The following is a 21,826-nucleotide window of genomic DNA, read 5'->3' as shown; positions in this document are numbered from 1 at the left end:
TCTTGGAGGTTTTCGCGTTGGGGAACCTGTAGCCTTGCCGCAGATTGGGTGAAGGGGCAAACATAAGCCACGCAAGTCATGACACCTGACAGCTCAAGGGGCAACATGTGTATCTGGTGGGTTGGGGAATAGTACAGGGGAGTGTGGCCGTTATAGCCCAAGACAGAGACCACACTGCGGGTTTGTCGATATCGACGTCGGTAGCCGACTCCACCTTCAACAAAGACGAGTAATTCTATGATCACTATTGATATTTTTTCCGATATTGTGTGCCCCTTCTGCTATCTCGGGAAGCAGCGTCTGCAGCACGTTATTGACCAGCTTGATCTTGCCGATGAAGTGCAGATCACCATGCGTTCTTTCGAACTGGATCAGCAGGCGCACGACTATGACGGCACCCCGATTGAGGCGCTGCTGGCGAAGAAATATTCCATTCCTCTCGAGCAGGCACGCAGCATCAACCGCTCTATTGCCGACCAGGGTGCACAGCTTGGTTTGCACTATGACTTTGCGGCGATGAAACACACCAACACACTGCGGGCACATCAGCTTGCGCACTATGCTGCGGAACACGGTTTGGGAAACGCCCTGATGGAGGCCTTATTTCAGGCCTATTTTTCGGAGGGGTTACTCATTAGTGATCCGGCGGTGCTGGTTGATGTGGCGGTGAAGGTTGGTCTGGATCGTGCCGGTGCACAGGCGGCGATTGCCGACGATGCACCGTATGTGGCGGCGGTTCGCCAGGATGAGGCGGTGGCTGCTCAGCTTGGGATCACTAGTGTGCCAACGTTTATTTTCAACAATCGGTTTGCGGTATCCGGTGCACAACCTGAGGAAGTGTTTTACGCAGCATTTGCCCAACTGCGCGGCGAAAACTCCGAGGTGGCTGCGGGTTCATCGAGTCAGTCGCCGTCTTCGCAGGATGACAGTGCAGGGGGCGATGTCGCTGCGGATGCAGAGGGCGATTTCACTGATGGATGCTGCGCTGCGGATGGTTGCTGTCGGCAATAGCTGTCCTTACCTCCGCTGTGAGGAGACCCGCCGGGGAGATCGGTGCCGGGGGATGGGGTTGCCGGGGTGAGTTTCGGTGATTTGTAGCTTTCCCCCGGCCGGTGTAACATCGTTCTTCGTTGCCTAGCGCAGCATGCGCCCGTAGCTCAACGGATAGAGCATCTGACTACGGATCAGAAGGTTGGGGGTTCGAATCCCTCCGGGCGCACCACTTACACCCCAGTTTTTGCTTTTACAGCAGGAACTGGGGTGTTTTCGTTTTGTCCTGCCCTTAAGTGGTGTGGGACTGCTATCGGCCAATTGATGCTCAGCGCACACAATTGATGTCTAGCGCACAGTGTGTCGTTGCACAGGTGGGGCAAGTGCTATGACCCAGCATGGAAGCCAAATATTTCCGCAGGTGCGACTAGGGTGAGTCGCCTTTGCGGAAGGACGGTGGGCTTGTGCAAGGGTGTGCTGTGGGCACATGACAGTGGTGGCCGTGTGATGAAACCGGGTAAGCGGGTAGCCCGCCCTTCGGCGGGAAACGGTTTACCGCAGGGTATCTGGCTGCTCGTTAGGGTGTGTTCCTGAGTTTTCGGGACGCGGGGCGAAGATGTCAATGACTGCACCTGTATGTTCGGCGTGCATGAGCTGGTGAATCCAATCATCCGCCCCCGGCTGCAGACGAATCACCGGACGAGTTTTTCCATCCGCTAAGCTGCGCGCAGCAAACCGGGTGCGGGCTCGATATCCGGCCTCCGCGAGGATCTCCACACTGGGCGGCTGTGCCGCCAAGGTGTGCCTGGCCTCGGAAAGCAACGTGATTGTTTCATCAAGCGCATCCAATAGTGCAGCATGATTGGTTTCGCACATTGCCCGTACTAACGCTGGTTGGGTTCCAGCGACCCGGGTTCCATCCCGATAGGATCCGGCGGCCAGCGACAAACTTAACGCACCACCTTGATCACCCACCACACTTAACGCTTCGGCAAGCACATGCGGTAGATGAGAGATCCGTGCCACAGCCGCATCGTGACGGGCTGCGGTTGCTGGAATAACGCGGGCGCCAACTGTGTGGGCAAGGGCGACCACATCGACGAAGGTGGTAATCCACTGTGGTGGAACAGGCTCGTTGGAAGCGAAGGCGGCTGCTGCAGCGTCAAATCCGATCACCCAGGCGGCGTCGTGAAACAGGCCTTCCTGGGCGGCTTCCCAGCCGGAGTGGGCAGTTCCCGCCATTGGATGGCTTCCCACATAGCGATCCTGCAGGCCACGCTCAACCACCAGGTCACAGACTGCTTGTTGCACACTGACCACATCAGTAAACGAACAGGTGGGCGCATAGGTGGCGATCGCATCTAGCATCGCGGCGACTGCAGGCATGGGGGTGGCAATCACAATGAGTGCATCCCGTTTCGCGGCAGCAGTGAGGACCGCTGCTAAATCGGTGTCTGCGGCATAGCCTTCACTGGTGGCGGCCGTAACGGCGGCAGCGGAACGATTGTAGCCGAATACGGAATGGCCACTAGCCTGCAGATCTTTCAGCAGACTTCCCCCAATAAGGCCGAGCCCTAAGATACAGACGTCACGATTCAGCGAAGACACAGTCACGCCCCAAGTATGGCTGACAAGTGGAGAATTTGCGACTATTTTTGATTTCCATGGACGCACAAGGTCACGGCTCAACTTTCCCTTCCCATACTGGCGCCACCACTGCCGGCAAAACCCGCCATGTGACAGGCGCACATAGCGGTCGTGACCAGGGCTCACCGATGCATGGTGCGGCAGCCCATGACGGTTTCGCGCAGGCGTCGACTGCTTCGCCTGTGCATAATCCGCGTCCGGTAGAGATGACGGAACCGAAAGCCCAGTTTTCTGCCGCTGGACAGCAGGCCGAATATCCCACCCATCATCGGGTAGCTGCTGTCGACGAGTCGGCTACTGACGACGACTACGACACCGACGATTTTGGTGACGATGACGATGATGACTTTGCCGACGATGATGATTTCGTAGACGGCGAAGACGACGACTTCGCTGATGACGACGACGATGATGACGATGGCGATGACGATGATTTCGTAGACGGCGAAGACGACGACTTCGCTGATGACGACGACGATGATGACGATGGCGATGACGATGATGATGACGATTTCGATCCGCAGTCGTTTATCGGCATTGTTACCACCCGGGACAATCAGTGGATCGTCACCGAGATGGTGGATATTCCAGATTCGCTTGACCGGGTTGTTGCCAAAGTGCGGAAACAACGCTCTGAAGGGCCGGCGTTTGCACTGCTGTGCCTAGACGATGATTTCTTTATCATTGTTCGCCCCACACCTGATGGGGTGAAGGTGCTGCTGTCGGATGCGACCCGTGCATTAGTTGATGATTTGGCTGCCGATGCGCTCAGCGAGATCGGTGCTGAACTGCCAGATATTGACGATGATGATCTTGACGAGTTGGAGCCGTGGGCGGAAGGCGATTTTGAGATCCTCGCCGATCTGGGGGTTTCCGCACAGGTGATGGATGTTATCTGTGCCGATTCGCAACTGTGGGCAACCGATCAGCTGTTGCGCATTGCCGACGAGGTTGGTTTTGCTGACCTGCTTGCGGAAACATTCGACCTTGGTGAACTGTAGTCGCCGCACCCAGTCTGACCGGGTGACCGAATCGGTGATCGGCGGGTTTCTTCCGCAGCCGGTGTGGTTGCATGAGGCTGAGGCGTTGATGCAGCAGGCGGTGGAGGTGGCTCACCAGACACCGGCGGGGGATATTCCAGTCGGTTGTATCATTGTTGACCCCTCCGGCAATCTGGTGGCTTGCGGCACGAATCAGCGGGAAGCAACTGGTGATCCCACCGCCCACGCCGAGATTGTGGCGATCCGGCAGGCAGTACAGCACCTGCAGGATTCGTGGCGGTTAGCGGATTGCACTCTGGTGGTGACGTTAGAGCCTTGTGCAATGTGTGCCGGTGCTATTCAAGCCTCCCGGATTGGAACTGTGTATTTCGGCGCATATGAGCCGAAAACTGGTGCGTGTGGTTCGGTGGTGGATTTGCTGCGGGGGCGGGGACGGATCACTGATGTGGCAGTGCGGGGTGGGATTGCCGAAGCTGCCTGCGCGGAGCTGCTGTTAGCATTCTTTCGTGCTTTACGCGACCAGGAAGCTGGCGGGGAATAACCCACCTGTACCGCGGGGAGAATCCGACTGCACTTCGCAGCAATACCACACCCGCATGGCGAGAAGAATTTGCCTGCGGTGGGGGTGTCAGGGGTGTGTGGTGTTGCAGGGAATGATTCGGCAGGGTTACAGCAGTGTGCGGCGACGATGAAACTGCTGGTGGGCGCTATGTCGTTGCTACGGTGCACGTCGTCCACGCGTCGATGCAGCTACAGTGGAGTCACCGGGTGCGGGCACTGCTGCACATCGGAGTGCTGCACACCGCACCGGGTGTCATGAATAACAATGAAGGAGCCTGACATGGGTGATATTGAAAACAAGTTTGACGAAGTTGGCGGCAAGGTGAAAGAAGGCCTTGGCAAAGCAACCGATAACAACCAGCTGGAAGCAGAAGGCAAAGCCGATCAGGTGAAAGCTGAAGTGAAGAAGGTGGTCGACAAGGCTGAAGATGTCGCCAAAGATGCCATCGACAAAGCTGAGGAAGTAGCCAAGGATGTGGTTGGCAAGGTGCAGGAAGTCCTGCACAAAGACCATCACACCAAGTAGTAGCCGCACATCGCACAGAGTGCCGGTAGCTGCCCCTGGTGATACTCCCGTGGACTGTTGCATCACCGGGACATGGGAAGGATTTGGAACTTGGGGCGGTTTCTTTTAAGCTACTTCGCGGTGGCGTGTCCGAGCGGCCGAAGGTGCTCGCCTCGAAAGCGAGTGTTGGGTAATCCCCAACCGGGGGTTCAAATCCCCCCGCCACCGCCACAGTAGAAGCCCCCAGGATCGATAGTCCGATTCTGGGGGCTTCTTCGCATGATATGTGCGATTACAACCTGTGTGAGGCAAAGCCTGGTTTGCTGAAGAGTGCCGGCTGGTAGGGAAACGGTGTTGCAGCCAACAGTGGCACCGGGTTTTCGATTCGGTGCGCAGGCAGCCGGCACGACTCACTGTGGTTCTGTGGACAATGAGCGCGGAGTTGCGGGCAGCTAATGCGAGGGTGTGGGCAGCTGGTGCGGGGATGTGGGCAGGCCACTATGTAACTTCCGGTCACCGGTGGTGCGATAGATACCGTAGGGCTTCCTGCCCGGTGGCTATTGCAGGGGATTTCACCTGCGGCGTTGCCGCGCTTACCCCCACAAGGATTGTGACCACTAGACTTTGAGCAACACTATTGCCGGCAGCTATTGCTTGAGCAAGGGCTGGTAGTTGTTGGTTCGGGCACCGATGATCCAGGAGAAGAGGAAGTATGGCGCACTGGTTATATCAGTTGGGCCGGTTTTCGTACCGCCGCAAATGGACGGTGATCGTCGCCTGGGTGCTGCTGCTGGCTGGGGTTGGCGGCGCATCGGCTGCGTTTGAAAAAGGGTTCAATGATGTGTTCTCTATTCCGGGAACACCATCGGAGGACGCCTCCTATCTGGTGGAGAAAAATTTCCCCGAACAGAAAAATCCGCTGCTGGTTGCCGGGGTGACTGTAGTATTTGCAGCCCCTGATGGGCATCGGCTGGATGAGCCCACCTATTTTGAGGCGGTCGACGCTGTTGTGCACCGTCTCGAGCAGGTGCCCGGATTTGTTCCTGATCAGCGTTTCGGCAATCCGGTGCTGGTTAATCCCGCATTGCGGAAAACCATCATTGAGCAGGAAACATCGATGGGACTGCCGCGGGAAACCGCGGAAGCCGATGCGGCGAATATTGCGGTGTTAAGCCCGGATGGGCGTATCGGGTTCACCAGTTTCGAGCTGGATGCGCCGAATTCTATGGCGGTGACCGACGAGCAGCGGGCAGCGATTCGTGACGCGATGAATTATGGCCGGGATGCTGGTCTTATCGTGGAAACCGGCGGCTCCGGGTTTGGTGATCCGATCGAGATTCGTTCCACCTCTGAAGCGATCGGTTTGGCGGTTGCGTTTATTGTGTTGATCTTCACCTTCGGTTCGGTGGTGGCGGCAGGGTTGCCGCTGGTGACTGCGGTGGTCGGCATCGGCTTGGGTTCGCTGTCGATTGTGTTGGCGACAGCGGTGGTGGATTTAAACAATGTCACCCCGGTGTTGGCGGTCATGCTAGGGCTAGCTGTCGGTATTGACTATGCGCTGTTTATTGTGTCTCGTTTCCGCACGGAATATCGGAAATATCCGCGTGATGTGGCTGTGGGTATTGCCTGCGGCACCGCTGGTTCAGCGGTGGTGTTTGCCGGATTGACGGTGATCATTGCGCTGGCAGCACTGGCGCTGGTACGGATCCCGTTTTTGACCTATATGGGGTTGGCGGCAGCATTTACGGTGGCGATTGCGGTCGCGGTGGCGTTGACGCTGCTGCCGGCGCTGATCGGGCTGTGCGGCAAGTTTGTGTTCGGGGTGAAAATCCCTGGTATTGCCGGTAATCCGCGGCCGCGGGATTTGGACGGTGATGAAACCGATGAGCAGGCGCAGGCGCGGGAAGATGCCCGGGTGAAAAAGGGGCAGCGCTGGGCACGGTTTGTGCACCGCTATCCGGCACTGGTGATGGCATTTGTTGTTTTAGGATTAGGCGCATTATCGCTGCCAGCCCTCGATCTGGAGATGGCTTTGCCGTCGGATTCCACCCAGGAAACCACCACCACTCAGCGGCGCAGCGCCGACTTGTTGGCGGAAGGGTTCGGACCTGGGGTCAACGCCCCCTTCCTAGTGGTGGTTGATGCCCACGGGGTGGATACACAGGCACCAGCTATTGCCCCACTGGTGGATGGGGCGATCGAGGCCGGGATCGCGGCGAATGCGCCGCTGAGCTCTACACAGGTAACCCAGGCTGCTGCCGGGTTTGCGTTTGCCCGTGTGCTGCAACTTTTTGGCACTAATCCGGATGTGCAACATATCCAAATTATTGGGATATCTACCGATGGGATGGCGGCACAGATGCTGCTGACGCCACGGACTGGTCCTGCCGACCCGGAGACCACCACAGTGTTGGGGTCGTTGCGCTATGCGCAAGAAGAGCTGGTGAAAACCACCGGTGTCCGCATGGGTATTACTGGCCTCACCCCTATTCAGGCCGATATCACCGAAACCCTCGCGAATGCGATGCCAGCCTATTTAGGGGTTGTTGTGGGGTTGGCGATTTTGCTGCTGCTCATTGTGTTCCGGTCGGTGATGGTGCCGCTGATTGCAGGCCTTGGATTTTTGCTCAGCGTCGGTGCCGCTTTTGGGCTCACAGTGCTGTTTTGGCAGGAAGGCCTGTGGGGTGTGGTGAACACTCCTGCCCCAATTATTTCCTTCATGCCGATTTTCCTCATCGGGGTGACGTTCGGCTTGGCGATGGACTATCAGGTGTTCCTGGTATCCCGGATGCGGGAGCATTATGCGGCAACGAAAGATCGGCCGCGCAGCAATCCGGCCTACAATGCGGTCGAAGAGTCCGTGATCGAAGGGTTCTCCATGGGGTCGCGGGTGGTGACCGCTGCCGCGTTGATTATGATCAGCGTGTTCGTGGCGTTTATCTCCCAGCCGCTGCCGTTTATCAAAATTTTCGGTTTCGCCCTGGCTGTGGGCGTGTTTTGTGACGCGTTCCTGGTGCGCATGGGGTTGGTGCCGGCAACAATGTTTTTGCTGGGCCGGGCAACGTGGTGGATTCCAAAATGGTTGGATCGTCTTCTGCCGCGGATCGATATTGAAGGTGAGGCGCTGGCGCACACCTTTGAGACGCTGCGCAAAGCACAGGATTCCACGGCCGACCGGGAGTTGAAAGAGTCACAGGCTCGTGGCCGTCGCAAGTGGGCGCGGCGCAACGCATCGTCGGCGGCAGACACCCTCTAGTCCGCGGCGGCTGTCCCCGTCGCGAAGGACAATATCGTGTGTGCCGCCGTAAGCTAGTGGCCGGCTTATGGTTTCACCGATGATTGGCTGGTCGTTTCACCGATGAGTGGCTGGCTTATAGTTGGGCGATCTAGCGGGTTGCCGGCTTATGGTTGGGTGATCCGGCGGGCGGCTAGCGTCCCAGTGTTGCTGATGATTACACTCGATCGAATGGAGCAGCCGCAACGTACACCTGACCATCAGTCATCTTCCGCCGCACCTGCGAGTGCCGAAGCTTCTGGCATTCCTGCCGCCGGCGACGGGCACACCGAGGTGGGTGGTAACGCTGCTGCTGCCGCGCAGCCCGCATCAGCGGCCGGGTTCCGGGAAGGATTCACCCTTGGCACCGCATTGGCCGGTTCCGCCCATGGCCGCACCGGGATTATTCACACCCCTCACGGCGATATTCACACCCCGGCGTTTATTCCGGTGGGGACGAAAGCAACCGTGAAAACCTTAACCCCTGACCAGATCAAACTCACCGGTGCGCAGGCGATTCTCGGCAACGCCTACCATCTGTATTTACAGCCCGGTGCCGATTTGGTGGATGAGGCAGGCGGGTTGGCGAAGTTCGCCCGCTGGGATGGGCCAACCTACACCGACTCCGGTGGATTCCAGGTGATGAGTTTGGGGGCTGGCTACAAGAAAGTGATTTCGATGACTGCCGGGGAAGTGTCCGCTGATGAGGTGCGACAGAAAAAAGACCGGCTGGCGCATGTGGATGAAGAAGGCGTGAACTTTCGCAGTGTCATCGACGGCTCAAAGCATCGTTTCACCCCAGAGGTGTCGATGGCGATCCAGCACCAATTGGGTGCCGACATCATGTTTGCTTTCGATGAGCTGACGACATTGGTGGATTCCCGCCGCTATCAGGAACAGTCTGTTGAACGCACCCACCGATGGGCGAAGCGCTGTTTAACTGCCCATAATGAGCTCACCGAGTCACGTCACGGCAAACCACCCCAGTCGCTGTGGGGGGTAGTGCAGGGTGCCCACTATGAGGATCTGCGGCGTATCGCCACCCGGGGACTGGTCGGTTTAAGTCAAGAATTCGAGGCGGAAGGCCGCCGCGGGTTTGGTGGCTATGGCATCGGTGGCGCCCTGGAGAAAGAAAACCTGGGCACCATTGTCGGCTGGGTGTGTGATGAGCTCCCGGCTGACCGGCCACGGCACCTGCTTGGCATTAGCGAACCAGATGATGTGTTTGTGGCCGTCGAAAACGGTGCGGACACCTTTGACTGTGTCGCACCAACCCGGCTGGGTCGCCGCGGCGGCGTGTACACCCTTGATGGTCGCACAAATCTGAAGAAAGCCTGCTACACGCGGGATTTCCGCCCTGTTGATGCGGAACTTGGCGGCTATGTCAGCGAAAACTTTGACCGCGCCTATATTCACCATCTTATTAAGGCGAAAGAATTTTTAGCCGGCACCTTGTGCACCATTCATAACCTGTTTTTCATGGTGACCTTGGTGGATAATATTCGCGCATCGATTGATGGCGGCTATTTCGCCGAGTACAAGCAAGAGTTTTTAGGCCGCTACTATGCCGGGCAGCAGCGGCAATAATCCGGTCGTTGCCGGCGGCTTCGGAGCATGCTGAGAAGTTTGGGTCGGGGCGGCTGTGGTTAAGCGCAGATCGCGGAACGGGGTGGCGGGGGTCGCTACCCCCATCCGGTGGGAAGGTGATACTGCTTACCATCAGTCCGGGTTGTCACCGGGCAAGGATCGACCCCTGTCAGGCTTATCGTGCCGCTGGTAATCCCTGGTAGGGCGCCGGCGCGGGGCACTGAGTACCACGGCTGTCTGCTGCTTTCCCTGGTGGATATAGCAGCTATGCAGCATTTTTTCAGTCACCGGTAGCTTGAATTTGGTGATATTTTTGAGGGTGAAACTTCTCTGTCGTTTTCACACTCAGCTGCACAGCTATGGCACGTGGCGGCAGCACGATCGATGGGGAAGCGAAACACTGTTCCCCAAAAGAAAAGGCACCCGTTATGCGGCACCTTAAAGGATCGTCTGATCGGCACTGGCTAGGATCACACGCTGTGGCTGTGTTGTTGGCACAGCTTTGCGCCATCATGCTGGTTACCGTTGGATTACAGGTTACTGTTGCCCCAGCCCGGGCCGCGGAGCCTGCCGCGACCCCTATTGGGACGATTAGTGGGGTGACGGTCACCCCGCCGGTGGAAACCACTGCCGCAGTCGGCACGAGTATCAGCTACACGTTCAATCTGAACTGTCAGCAAAGCTGTAACGGGATCAGCATTACCATGCCCCGCCCGGCGGCGGCCTGGCCGAAAGGCGCAGTGACCGCCGCCCCGCCCGGGGCGTCCATCACCACCCCCACCGGGGAGCAGTCGACGATCACCTTCCCGAAGCTCGGGGAGACCGGCAACGGTGTGTACAGTGTCACCGTTTCCTGGCCGACGAAAGACCCCTTTAGCTATCCCAGCAAACAAGACGTGCCATTTACCGTTGCGCTCAACGGGCAGACTGCCACAGGTACTGTGCCGACCACGATCACCGGTAGCCCGAGCTACACCTTCAGAAAATCTGCATCCGTCAACCAGGCAGTACACGGCCAATACATCACCTATGTCGCCGAGTATTTCCGCTACAGCGGCGAAGGGGTGACCGGCAGTCTTGGGGTGATCAAAGACCAGCTGCCGGCGGGTCTGGAATTTGTGAAATTTTTAAACACCGACCCCACCCCAGGTGGGCAGGCAACGTTCAACGACATTGTCGACGACTATGCCAACGGGTTTTTAAAAGCAGTGAACAACCGTGACGAACGGCTGATCAGCCGCGACTATCTGCGCTACGACGCGGAAACACGAACAATCCAGCTCACCGTGGATAAAACCGTGGATGCGGCCGCGCAACGTGTGCAGGTGCTGCGCATAAAATATGTCGCCCGAGTCACCGAAGAAGCGGTAGTAAACCAAAACTTGGACAACAGTTTCGGTTGGCGAAACGAAGGCCTCACCGATCTGGGCGGCAACCCGGTTACCAACACTGTCAAAGATGCGGTGAAATCTATTCGCGTTATTGAAGCTGGTGCCGGTTCGGTTGGGAAAAGCCCGGTGGGCACCCAGCTCAATCATCGCGATAAACAAACCTTCAACTTTTCCGTGCTGCGCTACGGCAACGGGCCGATCACGATCAGCGACCGGCTGCGGCCACAAGGATGTTTGCAGTATCCCAACGCTGTCTATCAAGAGCCAGGCAAGGAACAACCCTGTAGCGTGGCCGGCGGCGATGGGAAGGTGCACTATGTGCCGCAAGAGTTCCTTCTTGAGCCGGTGACGATCTATCAAGGCAGCGGCGACGATTTCCAAGTTGTGCAAGGCCACCCGGCCGCAAAAATCACCCTCGTCAACGCCGCTGGGCAAACACATGAACTGCCCGAAGTGCCGGCAGACACCGACACGGACCGCAAACGCATCGCGCTTACTGCCCCAGCCGGGTTTATCCCTGTTGGGTTTACCGCGGTGCTCACCGGGGTGCCTTCCGGGGAGCGGCAAGTAGGGTATATCACCGGCCGGATCGATATTCCCGACCGGCTCTTCGAAAAACCAGATGGCAGCCGCCTGGAGAATATCAATCTCATCAACGATATTCGTTTTGACTATGCAGACCTTGGAAACAAACCGATTGTGCGCACCGCCGCGGCACGCATGACGGTTTATGAAAACTTCGCCAATCCGGGCATCACCTTGGAAACTAAGGTGGAGAAATACATTTCCGATGAGCAACCTGCCAAGGTGCGGTTTACCCTCAAAAACGATTCGGATGAGCCGTATCAGCCCACCGGCTATATTGTCATGCCCAACGGCTGGGAGATCCATCCTGACAAAGTGTTTGCCGCCTACAACAATCCGGTGTGTAACCGGGGGGTGACCGTTGGCGAAGGACAAACCGTCTACCAGCCAAATATGCTCCGCTGGGAGCGGCTTGCGCAGCGTTCCCCGTCCGGTGGTGAAATCTGGAAATATAGCGCCCCCGAAGGGGTGGTTGTGCCAGGGAAAGCATCCGTCAACGGCTGCCAAGTCGATCTTGATGTGTTCGCTGCGGGTGCCCCGGCCGGGAAATACACCGATCCGGTGTTGGACAACGAATTTCCTGCCATAGAAGCAATGGTGACTGCCGCCGACCCGGAGCAGCCACTTGCCGCCACACCGGCATTTGCCACCAACCCTTACGGCATTGGTTGCCGCCCCGACGAGCAAAGCTGCCGGGATATGAAACGGTGGCGAACCTCCACCGCCACGGTCAGTGTGGATCCTTTTGTGGCCGCAGAAATCAACAAATATGCCTGGGGTGACAAGGATCCCAGCCTGGACACCCGCACCACCGCCTTGCCAGCCGATGACCAGTTGGCCACCACCTCGTGGGCGACGAAAGACGTCACCTTCTTCCTGCGGGTAGGTACCTCCGGGTCGGTGCCGCTGAAAGACTATGTGCTCTACGACGCGCTGCCGGCGGCAGGGCCGTGGACAGCAATGAACTCGCTGCAACTGTCCCAAGAAACCACTGCTGGCACCCACACCACCTATGATCCAGCCACTGGGGAAGTCACCGGCAGTGAAGTGAACAACAACACGCTCGTGCCTACCCTCACCGGACCGATCGTGCTGCCCGACGTCTCCTACTACGACAAAACCCTCCGCCGGTGGAAAATCGGTCCAGTCCCGGCAAAAATCTACTATTCGGCGGCAACCGACCCCTGCCGCCCCGAAATGGGTGCGACCCGCGCCGGGGCATATCCCACCGACCGGCCAGCCTGTGCCACCTTCAACGGGGAAAACGAATGGAAAACCGCCGACCAGGTGAGTGACTGGGCAAGCATCCGCTATCTGCGGATCGAATTCTTAACCCAGCTCACCGGCCAATTCGACATTCCTGTGCCGATGAAAATGCCCGAAAATGACACCACCGGCACTGGTATCGGCGACAGCGATATTGCTATCAACCGGGTGGCGTTCCGTGCCGCCAACCCGAATGGCGACGTCGACCTTGGCACACTGCCCCCGGCTGTGGCACGGGTGAAATATGTACCCGAATTAGAAGTGAACAAGTCCCTCATCCTGCCCGACACCGGCGGCAGCTTCGGCGATGCGCGCCGCGAACTCGACGGCACCGACCCTGGTGACTATCTCATTGGGGTGGGCGATTATGTGCTCTTCCAAATCAGCGTCACCGGCAAAAATGACGGGGTGGTGTTGGAATCACCGATGATTCGCGACTTTATCCCCGCCGGTTTGAAATTTGTCGACGTCCTGGAGAATGAAACCACCGGCCACGTCTACACCAGCTATGCTGACCCGGTTGCCGACGAGGCGGCTGCAGCCGTCGAAAACCCGGTGCTGCCAACCAACCCCACCAGTAAAGTGGTGTGGTTTCCTGGTCTGCTCACCGACGACGGGGTGATCGACCCGAATAATCCAAACGCACCCCATAAACCTGCGAAAGTCACCATGCGGCTGCAAGTCACCGGTGACAACATTGGGGTGATCCAAAACTTTGCCTTCGGCACCACCCGGGAACAGGTCAATATTCCCACGCAAGACAGCTGTAACCAGCAAAATGCTCAAGCGATCGCCGACGGCGCCACCCAAAACAACTGCGATTCGCAGACCATCACCATCGCCCCGTCGATTCGCGGATCACTGTTTGATCTTGGTACGACGCCAGGCGATGGACTCACCGAAACCACCCCCCGAGTCACCAAGCTGCCCGCTGGGGCAGTCGTCGCCCAGCTCCTCGACGAAACCGGGCAACCGGTACTCATCGACGGTAAACCGGTGACTGTTGATGTTGACGAGGAAGGCAACTATGTCTTCCCCAAGGTGTATCCCGGCCGCGAATATCAGGTTGCGCTCACTGTCAGTGACACATATCAGGAAACCTTTGCGCAGCGTTTCCAATTCATGCCTGCCGAGAGCAGCAGCGATGATAGCGACATCAGCGAACCGCACCATATCGATGGCGGTATCGATACGACAAGCAGCACACCGCGGGCAGTCACCGGTGTCTTTACCGTGCCCGGTACGGCAGGTGTCGGCAGCGCCAATGTGGTCAATGTTGACTTTGCGGTCAAAGCCAACATTGTTGACCTGACACTGGTGAAATCGGCGAATGAAACCGAACCCCGCAATGTTGGCGATACGGCATCGTTTACGATCAGCGGTGCCAACACTGGCAATGTGCCACTGAGCAACGTCCACCTGACCGATGAGTGGGCAACCAGCCACCAGGTCACCCCACTGTGCACCATCACTAATCAGGCTGGGCAGACAGTTACCGACCAGCGTGGTGATCTGCTCAGCGACCCGGGTGCCATTCTGCAGCCGGGTGACAACTACGCGTGTGAAGTTCGATACCAGGTCACCCAAGCCGACCTAGATCAGCAGCTCCCGCTGCGCAACGAAGCAAAAATCACCGGCGAATATGCCGGGAAAACCGTGGAGAAAACCGACTCCGCGAGTATTGATGTGCATACTGCCGCACCGGCGTTTACCGTGACGAAAACCGTCGAACTTCCCGTCGAGAAAAGCGCCCAACTTCACGTTGGCGACGAAGTGTTGTTCGTGATCGAAGTAGCAAACACCGGCAATGTGACATTGACTAATGTTGCGGTCGCCGACCAGTTCTCCTACGAGTCACAGCCAACCAATCTTGTCTGCGGTCTTGATCGCAGCAAGCTCACCGTTGACGATGCAACGAAACAAGCTATTGTCATTCCGGCAATTCCGCCGCAGGTAACCTACACCTGTTTAGGGAAATTCGTCGCTGACCAGGAGTTCCTGGAAAACCAATCCCAGGAAGTGAACGTCGCTACAGTCATCCCGAACTATTCCACCCGCAACGAGGACAATGAGCTGGTGGAAGTGCCGATGGCACCCAAGTCAGACGAAGTGCGCCTGCAGCCAGTCGCCGCGAATCCTCAGCTGCAAGTCACCAAGGAAGTCCGCACCGATGATGGCAGCTATGCCAACACCCGGCAAGGAACCCTCGACAACGGCGGTCAGCTCACCTTCCGGTTGACTGTCCGCAACACCGGTGATGTGCAAGTCCAACGGATTACCCTCACCGACACGTTAACTGGCCGAGCACACAGCGAAAACCTCGAAGTAGGAATCTGTACCGATGAAAACAATCAGGTTGTTGCCGGTAACGGATCGATTGCGTTGCGCGCCGGGCAGGCGGTGACCTGTGAAGTCACCATGCACTACACCCAGCAGGATGTTGATCAGCAACAAACCTTAACCAACCAGGTGACGGTCACTGGTGTTGCGAAATCTATCGACGACAACGGTAAGCCGGTGCAAGTTGAGGTAACTGAAAGCGACGACCAGCTGGCCGACAACACGGTCACCATCACCCCACCGGCGGCAAGCCCTGCCCTGCAGCTGGATAAAACCAGCGACAAGCCAGCTGACACACTGCTGCTTGCCGGCGATGAGGTCACCTACACATTCCGGATTGAAAACACCGGAAATGTCACCATTAACGATGTTCGTTTGGAAGAAGATCTCGCGGGTGTGAAGCTGACCTGCCCGGATGATGTGAAAACACTCAGTCCTGGTGCGGTAGCCACCTGCAGCGGAACCTATACGGTCACCGCCGACGATGTTGCCCGCGACGATCAGTCCGCGAAACCATTAAGCAATACTGCCCGCGTGCACGGTCACGATCCGCAACACCAGCCGGTGGTGTCCAATGACAGCTCGACGAGTATTGAAACTGGTGCGCCACGGTTGGCAATTGTGAAAGAAGCCCGCGGCTATGACGGTGCCGATATTGACAATCTGCAAGCCGGGGACGCGGTGGTGTATCAGATTACGGTGACGAACAACGGCACCGCACCACTGTTTCATGTGCACGTCAATGATGACACCCTGCGCCTGTGGGGGGCGAAGAATCTGCCCTGCTATGTGGGCGACAATTTAGAGGATCAATTCGACGGCTTCTCTCCAGAAGGGATCCCTGCCCTCGGAGTTGGGGAATATGCCCGCTGTGTGGCGCTCGTCCAAATTCCGCAGGAAGATATCGACGAGTCGTTGCCGATTGTGAATACCGCCAGCGCCGAAGGGGAAGATGCGCGCGGTAACCGTTCTAATGTGCCGAGTTTCTCCGCGACTGTGGAAACCTCTGAGGCGGCCAGCATGACGCTGCAGAAAACCTCTGATGCGCCGGAATATATGGTTCAAGGGGACACGGTCGTCTACACCTTTGTGTTCACAAACACCGGGGATGTCACCTTAAAACAGGTGACGTTGCACGATGACATGCTCGCCCAGCGTGGTATCGATGTTGCATCGGCAACCGGTTTCTGTGCCCCATTCGATCTGCCACCGGGGCAGACACACACCTGCTATAGCCCGCCGGTGACTATTGACGCGCGCGATATTGCTGGCCGTGAGCTGCTCAACCAGGCCGCGTTTACCTCGTTGAAGCCGAGTGGAAACTTCACCAACACTGACCCGGTTACCGGCGAGTCCAATATTGTCGCCGACAAGCTTGTTGTGCCCCGTATCGAGTTGGTGAAAAGCATTGTGGATGAACCTGCCGACGGCTACGGGGTAGGGGATACGGTGACGTTCGCCATTGTGGCAACCAACGCCGGCCTTACCCCATTGACTGGGGTGAAGCTGCGGGATCCGGTAGCTGCCCAGCGCAGCGCCGCCGAAACGCCGTCGGCGAGCGCGATTGACTGTGGTGATCGGCCAGAGTTCGTTGGTGTCGACGGCGGCACGTTAGCGGTTGACGAGTCGGTGCGCTGTACGGTCACCATGCAGGTCACCCAGGCTGATGTGGATGACGGCAACGGACTGTTGAATAACGCGTATGCCACCGGTGATACCCGTCAGGCTAGTGCGCGGGCGGCGGCGGAAGTGACGGCACCGCTGAAACGTGAAACGTCGCTGCTGTTGGAGAAGTCGATCGACAATGAGCAGCCGATCTACCAGGCTGGCGATACGGTGAACTACCGGTTCGTGTTGACCAATACGGGCCAGTTGACGGTGCATGACATTACGATCAGTGACGACATGCTTGCCGATGCGGGCGTGGATATTGTGTGCCCGCAGCAGGTGACCAAACCGGGGTTGGGGGCAGGTGAGCATGCTGAATGTAGCGCCACCTATACGGTGACTGCAAAGGATGCTGCTACTGCTAGCACACCCAATACGATCCGCAATATTGCCAGTGCTGATGGTGTTGCCGCCGATGGTTTGCCAGTATCGGCGCCACAGGTCGCTGCCGATTTTGTCAGCGGCACCCCGAATCTTGTGGTGGCGAAAACTGCCAAGATTGTCAGCGGCGGCGTGACCGGGGACGACGAGCAAACCCGGGTGGTTGCCGGTTCCACAGTGGAGTGGACAGTAACCGTGACGAACACTGGTAATGCGCCAGCAGACAATGTCACGCTCAACGATGCGATGTTTGCCGCCCCGAACACGGTGGTGTGCACACCGGTCACCGCCACTGGTGCACCAGGTAATGCGGATACAACTGTGCAGACGCCTCCTGGTGAACCGGCAACGCTGGCACCTGACGCGCTCGGGTCCATGCCCGCCGGTTCTGCGGTGCAGTGTGTGGTGACTACCACCATCACTCAGGATGATGTTGATGCTGCCAATACCACGGTCAACACTGCGACGGCGTCGCGCAGTGTCGCTAATCCGGGTGCCGATGATGCGCCGACGGTGACCACCGGGGAAGTGACCGCGAAGGTGCCAAATGCGCTTGCGGCGGGTATTTCGCTGACCAAGGAAGTCACGGCGGCGACGAAGAAGGAACAGTATGTGGCCGGTGACCGCATTGTGTATAGCTTCACCGTCACCAACACTGGGCAGGTCACCCTGTCCGATATCAGCATTACTGATCCGCTGCTTGCCGGGTTGCAGATCACCTGCCCGGTGACCACCCTTGCCCCGGATGCGTCGACCACCTGTCTTGCTGAGCCGTACATTGTCACCGACAGTGATGCGACGCGGGATGCAGGACAGCTGCTCAACGAGGCAAGTGTTACTGGTGTGGCACCGGCTGGGCGGGATAATCTCAGCGGGGTTGATGACAACAACACCGTGACTGCCAATGATGAGGTGACGGTGACTGTTGGTGCGCCGAAGCTTGTGCTGAAGAAATTGGCACAACCGACTACTCAGCTTGCCGCCGACGCTGAGGTCACCTACACCTTGACGGCAACGAATGCTGGCAATACTCCCTTAGAGGAGGTCACCATCACCGATCCGTGGTTTGCGGCGGATCAGCTGTCCTGTACTGGTCCAAGTGGTGAGCCCATCAGTGATATTGCTGCGGGTGTGCAGCTGCCACAACCTGGTGACAGCATCACCTGTTACGCAACAAAAACCATCAGCCAGAAGGAAGTCGATGCTGGACTGCCGCTGACCAACACGGCCACAGCAACCGGCTACTCCAATGGGGTGCCAACCAGCACCACTGATCCGGATGATGCAAACGATCGCGTGCAGGTCACCGATACTGCGCAAGTAACCGTGTCGCCCACTACGGCGGCAGCGTTGACGCTGGAAAAGCAGGCTGCGCCGGAGGGTATTCTTACCACCGGTGACCAGGTGATGTACACCTTCACGGTGCGCAACACCGGCTCGGTGACGGTTCATGATGTGGCGATTGTTGACCAACAGTTGGATGGTATTGCTATCACCTGTGAGAAGGATGTGCTTGCCCCAGGTGAGTCAACTCCTTGTGCCGCTGCTGCACCCTATGTGATCACCTCCACTGATGCAGCGAACGGCAGTGTGGAGAATACGGCGACCGTGACCGGGCTGAAACCTGACCAGACGGCGGACACGCCACTTGCTGAGCGTCCATCCGCGAATGCCTCAGTGACGGTTGATACTGGTCTGCCGCGCCTGCAGGTGAAAAAAACTGCACTGGCCGAATCCGCTCAGGTTGGCGACAGTGTCAAGTTTGCCCTGGAAGTCACCAACATTGGCACCACCCCCGTGGAGCATATTGGTGTGGTCGATAAGCTGGCGGCCGAGCGTGGTGCGAAAGTTAATTGTGATGATCCTGCAATCGCTGCCGGTGAGAAGACCCTTGCCCCGCAGGCAATGTTCCAGTGCACAGTCAGCGTCGAAGTTAACACCGCTGATCTTGCGGAAAAGGAACTCATCAACATTGCCGAAGTGACCGGCTCTTACCACCAGCAGAAGACCCCGGAAGCCACCTCCACGGCGACGGTGACGGTGCAAGCCCGCGATGCGGCGCTTGCAACCAAGATCTTTATCGACAACACCACCCAAGGTGAACAATCATCCAGTGGCGACGGGCAAACCGCCGATACTGCTGTGACAGTGCCGTATGGGACGCAGGCGACCGCGACGGTGACGGTCACCAACAGTGGTGCCGCACCACTGGTTGGGGTGGGTATCACGATCGACGGTTACCCGGCTGCGTCACTGACCAATCTGCCGGTGACGATCACCGACGATGCCGGCAACACTGTGGATAATCTGCACCCGGTTGACGGGATCGAAGGGTTGGTGATTCGCCAAGCGGAAAGCGGCTATGTGCTCTCTGCGGATGCAACGCTGCCAGCAGTTGTGCTGCCAAGTGGTGCTACAGCAACCGTAGAGGTTCTGCTTCCTGCACAAACAGCAAAAGAGGCAAGCTATCCGGTGGATGCGTCTGCAATCAATGCGGAAACAAACCAGCCGGTGACTACCGCCCACGATCCGCTGTACACGGTTGCTGCGACGACCCCGCAGCTGGCCGGGAAAATTTTCGGTGACTCGGTGACCACCGATGACGGGCAATCACCGGCGACGGCGGTCGCTGTTCCCGCTGGGAAACCATTCCCGGCTGCAATTACCGTCACCAACACTGGCACGAGCCCACTGACAGCGATCACTATCGCCGTGGATGGCGCCCTGGCCGACTCGTTGACGCTGACCATGACTGATGCTGCCGGTAATCCGCTGGCAGGCAAGGATATTCCCACTTCCGCGAAGCCGGTCGATGGAGTAGTGCTGCGGTTTAGCAATGGGCAGCTTGTGCTTTCGGCGGATAAGAGTCTGCCAGCGGTTCTCCTGCCACCTGGGGCAACGATCACCGGTTCGGTGACGGTGGCCGCCTCCCAGATCGGGAAGAACACCCAGCAGACAGTGACAGCTGTCGATGCGATTACCGGCACGCAAGTGCAGTCAGTGGATGACTTCTACACCACTGCGGAAAGCACCCCGCCGCCGGCAACTAACCCGGCGCTTAGTGCGAAGATCTTTGTCGATGAGCCAACCACTGCGACCGCTGGTCGCGGTGACGGGGATACCGTGGAGCAAGCAGTAGTGGTGCCGCAGCAGGCCACGCCAACTGCGACGATGATCATTACCAATACTGGCGATGAGCCGATCGGTTCGCTTGCGCTCACCCTCCCCGAGACGGATACGACAGCCCCGGTCTTTACCCTAAAGATTGCAGGCGGTGAACTAGTTTCCACACCCACCACGGCAACCGGTGTCGAAGGCAATGTTCTTCGCCAGCAACCGGACGGCAGCTTGATACTCAGTAGCGACAGTGCACTGCCCGCGGTCGTGCTGCAACCTGGCCAAGAGCTGCAGGCATCGATTGTGCTGCCGGAACAAGCCGCAGGAGTGCGGGATTATCCGCTGGCGGTATCCGGTGAGGGAACATCCTCTGCCACGCAAGTAACGGACACAGATTCGCTCTATGTGCGCGGTGCGGGTGATGCCCAGCTGGTAACGAAACTGTATGTGGGTGACACGCTTCCTGGGGCTGATCACAATGTTGATCCAGCAGTTGATGGGCAAACCTCGGCAACTGCCGTCCCTGTCTTAGCCGGTAGCCCAGTCACCATCAGCGCAGCGATGACGAACACCGCCAGTGAGCCGCTGACCCACCTGTATCCAAGCACTACAGGTCCGGTCACCTTGGATGATGCGACCTGGCAGCTTGTTGATGAAGATGGCAACGCTGTTGCTCCCGACACTGGGGAACACGCTGATGGGCTCATGCTGCGAGTCACTCGCGACGGCACGGTGGTGCTCAGCGATGATGCAACGCTTGATCCGGTGGTGTTACAGCCTGGGCAAACGATTGTCGCCACCACCACTGTGACAATCACTGGCACCGAATCCGTCGAGTCGATGATCACCGTCACCGGTGTGACCCCTGATGGATCAACTCCGGTGATCGCTTCTGATCCGCTCTGGCTTGTCGCCGCAGAGCAGCCGGTAGACCCAACAGATCCGCCGGTAGACCCAACAGATCCGCCGGTAGACCCAACCGATCCGACTGATCCGCCAGTGGATCCAACAGATCCGCCGGTAGACCCGACCGATCCGCCGGTTGATCCGACCGATCCGCCGGTTGATCCGACCGATCCGCCGGTTGACCCGACAGATCCTGCCCCAGAGCCACCGCAACCGGTAGCACCAGGCAGTTCCTCTTCAGAGGTGCCGTGGTGGATCATCGTCGTCCCTGGTGTTATTGTCACCGTGCCAATCCTCGGCGGGCTGATCAACAGTGGTCTGTTGCCGCCGGTGACCAGTACTCCGGGCCCAGTGACGCCACCAGAGCCACCTGTAAGCGAGGTGCAAACTCCACAACAACCGCAGCCTGTGCAGCCTGAACCGCCTCGTGATGGTTTGTTGGCACGCACTGGTGCAGACGTTGATCAGTTAGGTCTTGTCGCACTGCTGCTGTTACTCCTTGGTGGTGGACTGCTTGTGCTGCGTCGCCGCAGCGCATAACAGCATCACAAAGCACCGCCGTTACGAGCAGTGCATGGTGCGAAGAGCTGGTTGATTCCAGCTAATA

At 58.1% G+C, this 21,826-nt stretch carries 8 protein-coding genes and 2 tRNA genes; 9 read left to right on the top strand and 1 reads right to left on the bottom strand.

Features of this window, described 5'->3' with window-relative positions; genetic code table 11:
* The first annotated feature begins 237 nt into the window (after positions 1–237).
* Together CCHOA_RS10045 and CCHOA_RS10040 are read left to right on the top strand one after the other, a co-directional pair.
* Positions 238–1,011 carry a DsbA family oxidoreductase gene (locus CCHOA_RS10045; RefSeq protein ID WP_123930220.1) on the top strand — a complete coding sequence of 258 codons (774 nt, stop codon included), beginning with the start codon at positions 238–240 and terminating at the stop codon, positions 1,009–1,011.
* 135 nt (positions 1,012–1,146) lie between these two features.
* A tRNA-Arg gene (locus CCHOA_RS10040) sits at positions 1,147–1,222 on the top strand.
* Between the two features lie 320 nt (positions 1,223–1,542).
* Here CCHOA_RS10040 and CCHOA_RS10035 read toward each other — a convergent pair.
* On the bottom strand, positions 1,543–2,604 hold the full coding sequence (locus CCHOA_RS10035) for a prephenate dehydrogenase (protein WP_123930217.1): 1,062 nt from the start codon (positions 2,602–2,604) through the stop codon (positions 1,543–1,545).
* 50 nt (positions 2,605–2,654) lie between these two features.
* Between CCHOA_RS10035 and CCHOA_RS10030 the strand changes: the two genes are divergently transcribed.
* The 7 genes from CCHOA_RS10030 to CCHOA_RS10000 all read left to right on the top strand — a co-directional run bounded on the left by CCHOA_RS10030 (position 2,655) and on the right by CCHOA_RS10000 (position 21,759).
* Positions 2,655–3,638 carry a tRNA adenosine deaminase-associated protein gene (locus tag CCHOA_RS10030; protein WP_245992135.1) on the top strand — a complete coding sequence of 328 codons (984 nt, stop codon included), beginning with the start codon at positions 2,655–2,657 and terminating at the stop codon, positions 3,636–3,638.
* On the top strand, positions 3,628–4,179 hold the full coding sequence (locus CCHOA_RS10025; RefSeq protein ID WP_377739522.1) for a nucleoside deaminase: 552 nt from the start codon (positions 3,628–3,630) through the stop codon (positions 4,177–4,179). The genes CCHOA_RS10030 and CCHOA_RS10025 overlap by 11 nt, the downstream gene beginning before the upstream one ends.
* A gap of 300 nt (positions 4,180–4,479) precedes the next feature.
* Positions 4,480–4,725 (top strand): CsbD family protein, encoded by a 246-nt coding sequence (locus CCHOA_RS10020; RefSeq protein ID WP_123930214.1) that lies wholly within the window; start codon positions 4,480–4,482, stop codon positions 4,723–4,725.
* A 119-nt stretch (positions 4,726–4,844) separates the two neighbouring features.
* A tRNA-Ser gene (locus tag CCHOA_RS10015) sits at positions 4,845–4,935 on the top strand.
* A gap of 481 nt (positions 4,936–5,416) precedes the next feature.
* The gene (locus tag CCHOA_RS10010; RefSeq protein WP_123930210.1) at positions 5,417–7,960 is read left to right on the top strand and encodes an MMPL family transporter; all 2,544 of its coding nucleotides are present in this window, start codon (positions 5,417–5,419) and stop codon (positions 7,958–7,960) included.
* Positions 7,961–8,170: 210 nt separating this feature from the next.
* On the top strand, positions 8,171–9,565 hold the full coding sequence (gene tgt / locus CCHOA_RS10005; RefSeq protein WP_123930207.1) for a tRNA guanosine(34) transglycosylase Tgt: 1,395 nt from the start codon (positions 8,171–8,173) through the stop codon (positions 9,563–9,565).
* Between the two features lie 479 nt (positions 9,566–10,044).
* A complete protein-coding gene (locus tag CCHOA_RS10000) occupies positions 10,045–21,759 on the top strand; it encodes a DUF7507 domain-containing protein (protein ID WP_164472469.1) in 11,715 nt (3,904 codons plus the stop codon).
* Positions 21,760–21,826: the final 67 nt, after the last annotated feature.

It is taken from the genome of Corynebacterium choanae (assembly GCF_003813965.1).
Classification (GTDB): Bacteria; Actinomycetota; Actinomycetes; order Mycobacteriales; family Mycobacteriaceae; genus Corynebacterium; species Corynebacterium choanae.
Note: the sequence above shows the minus strand (reverse complement) of the source record. Positions and strands in the feature narration are given on the sequence as shown.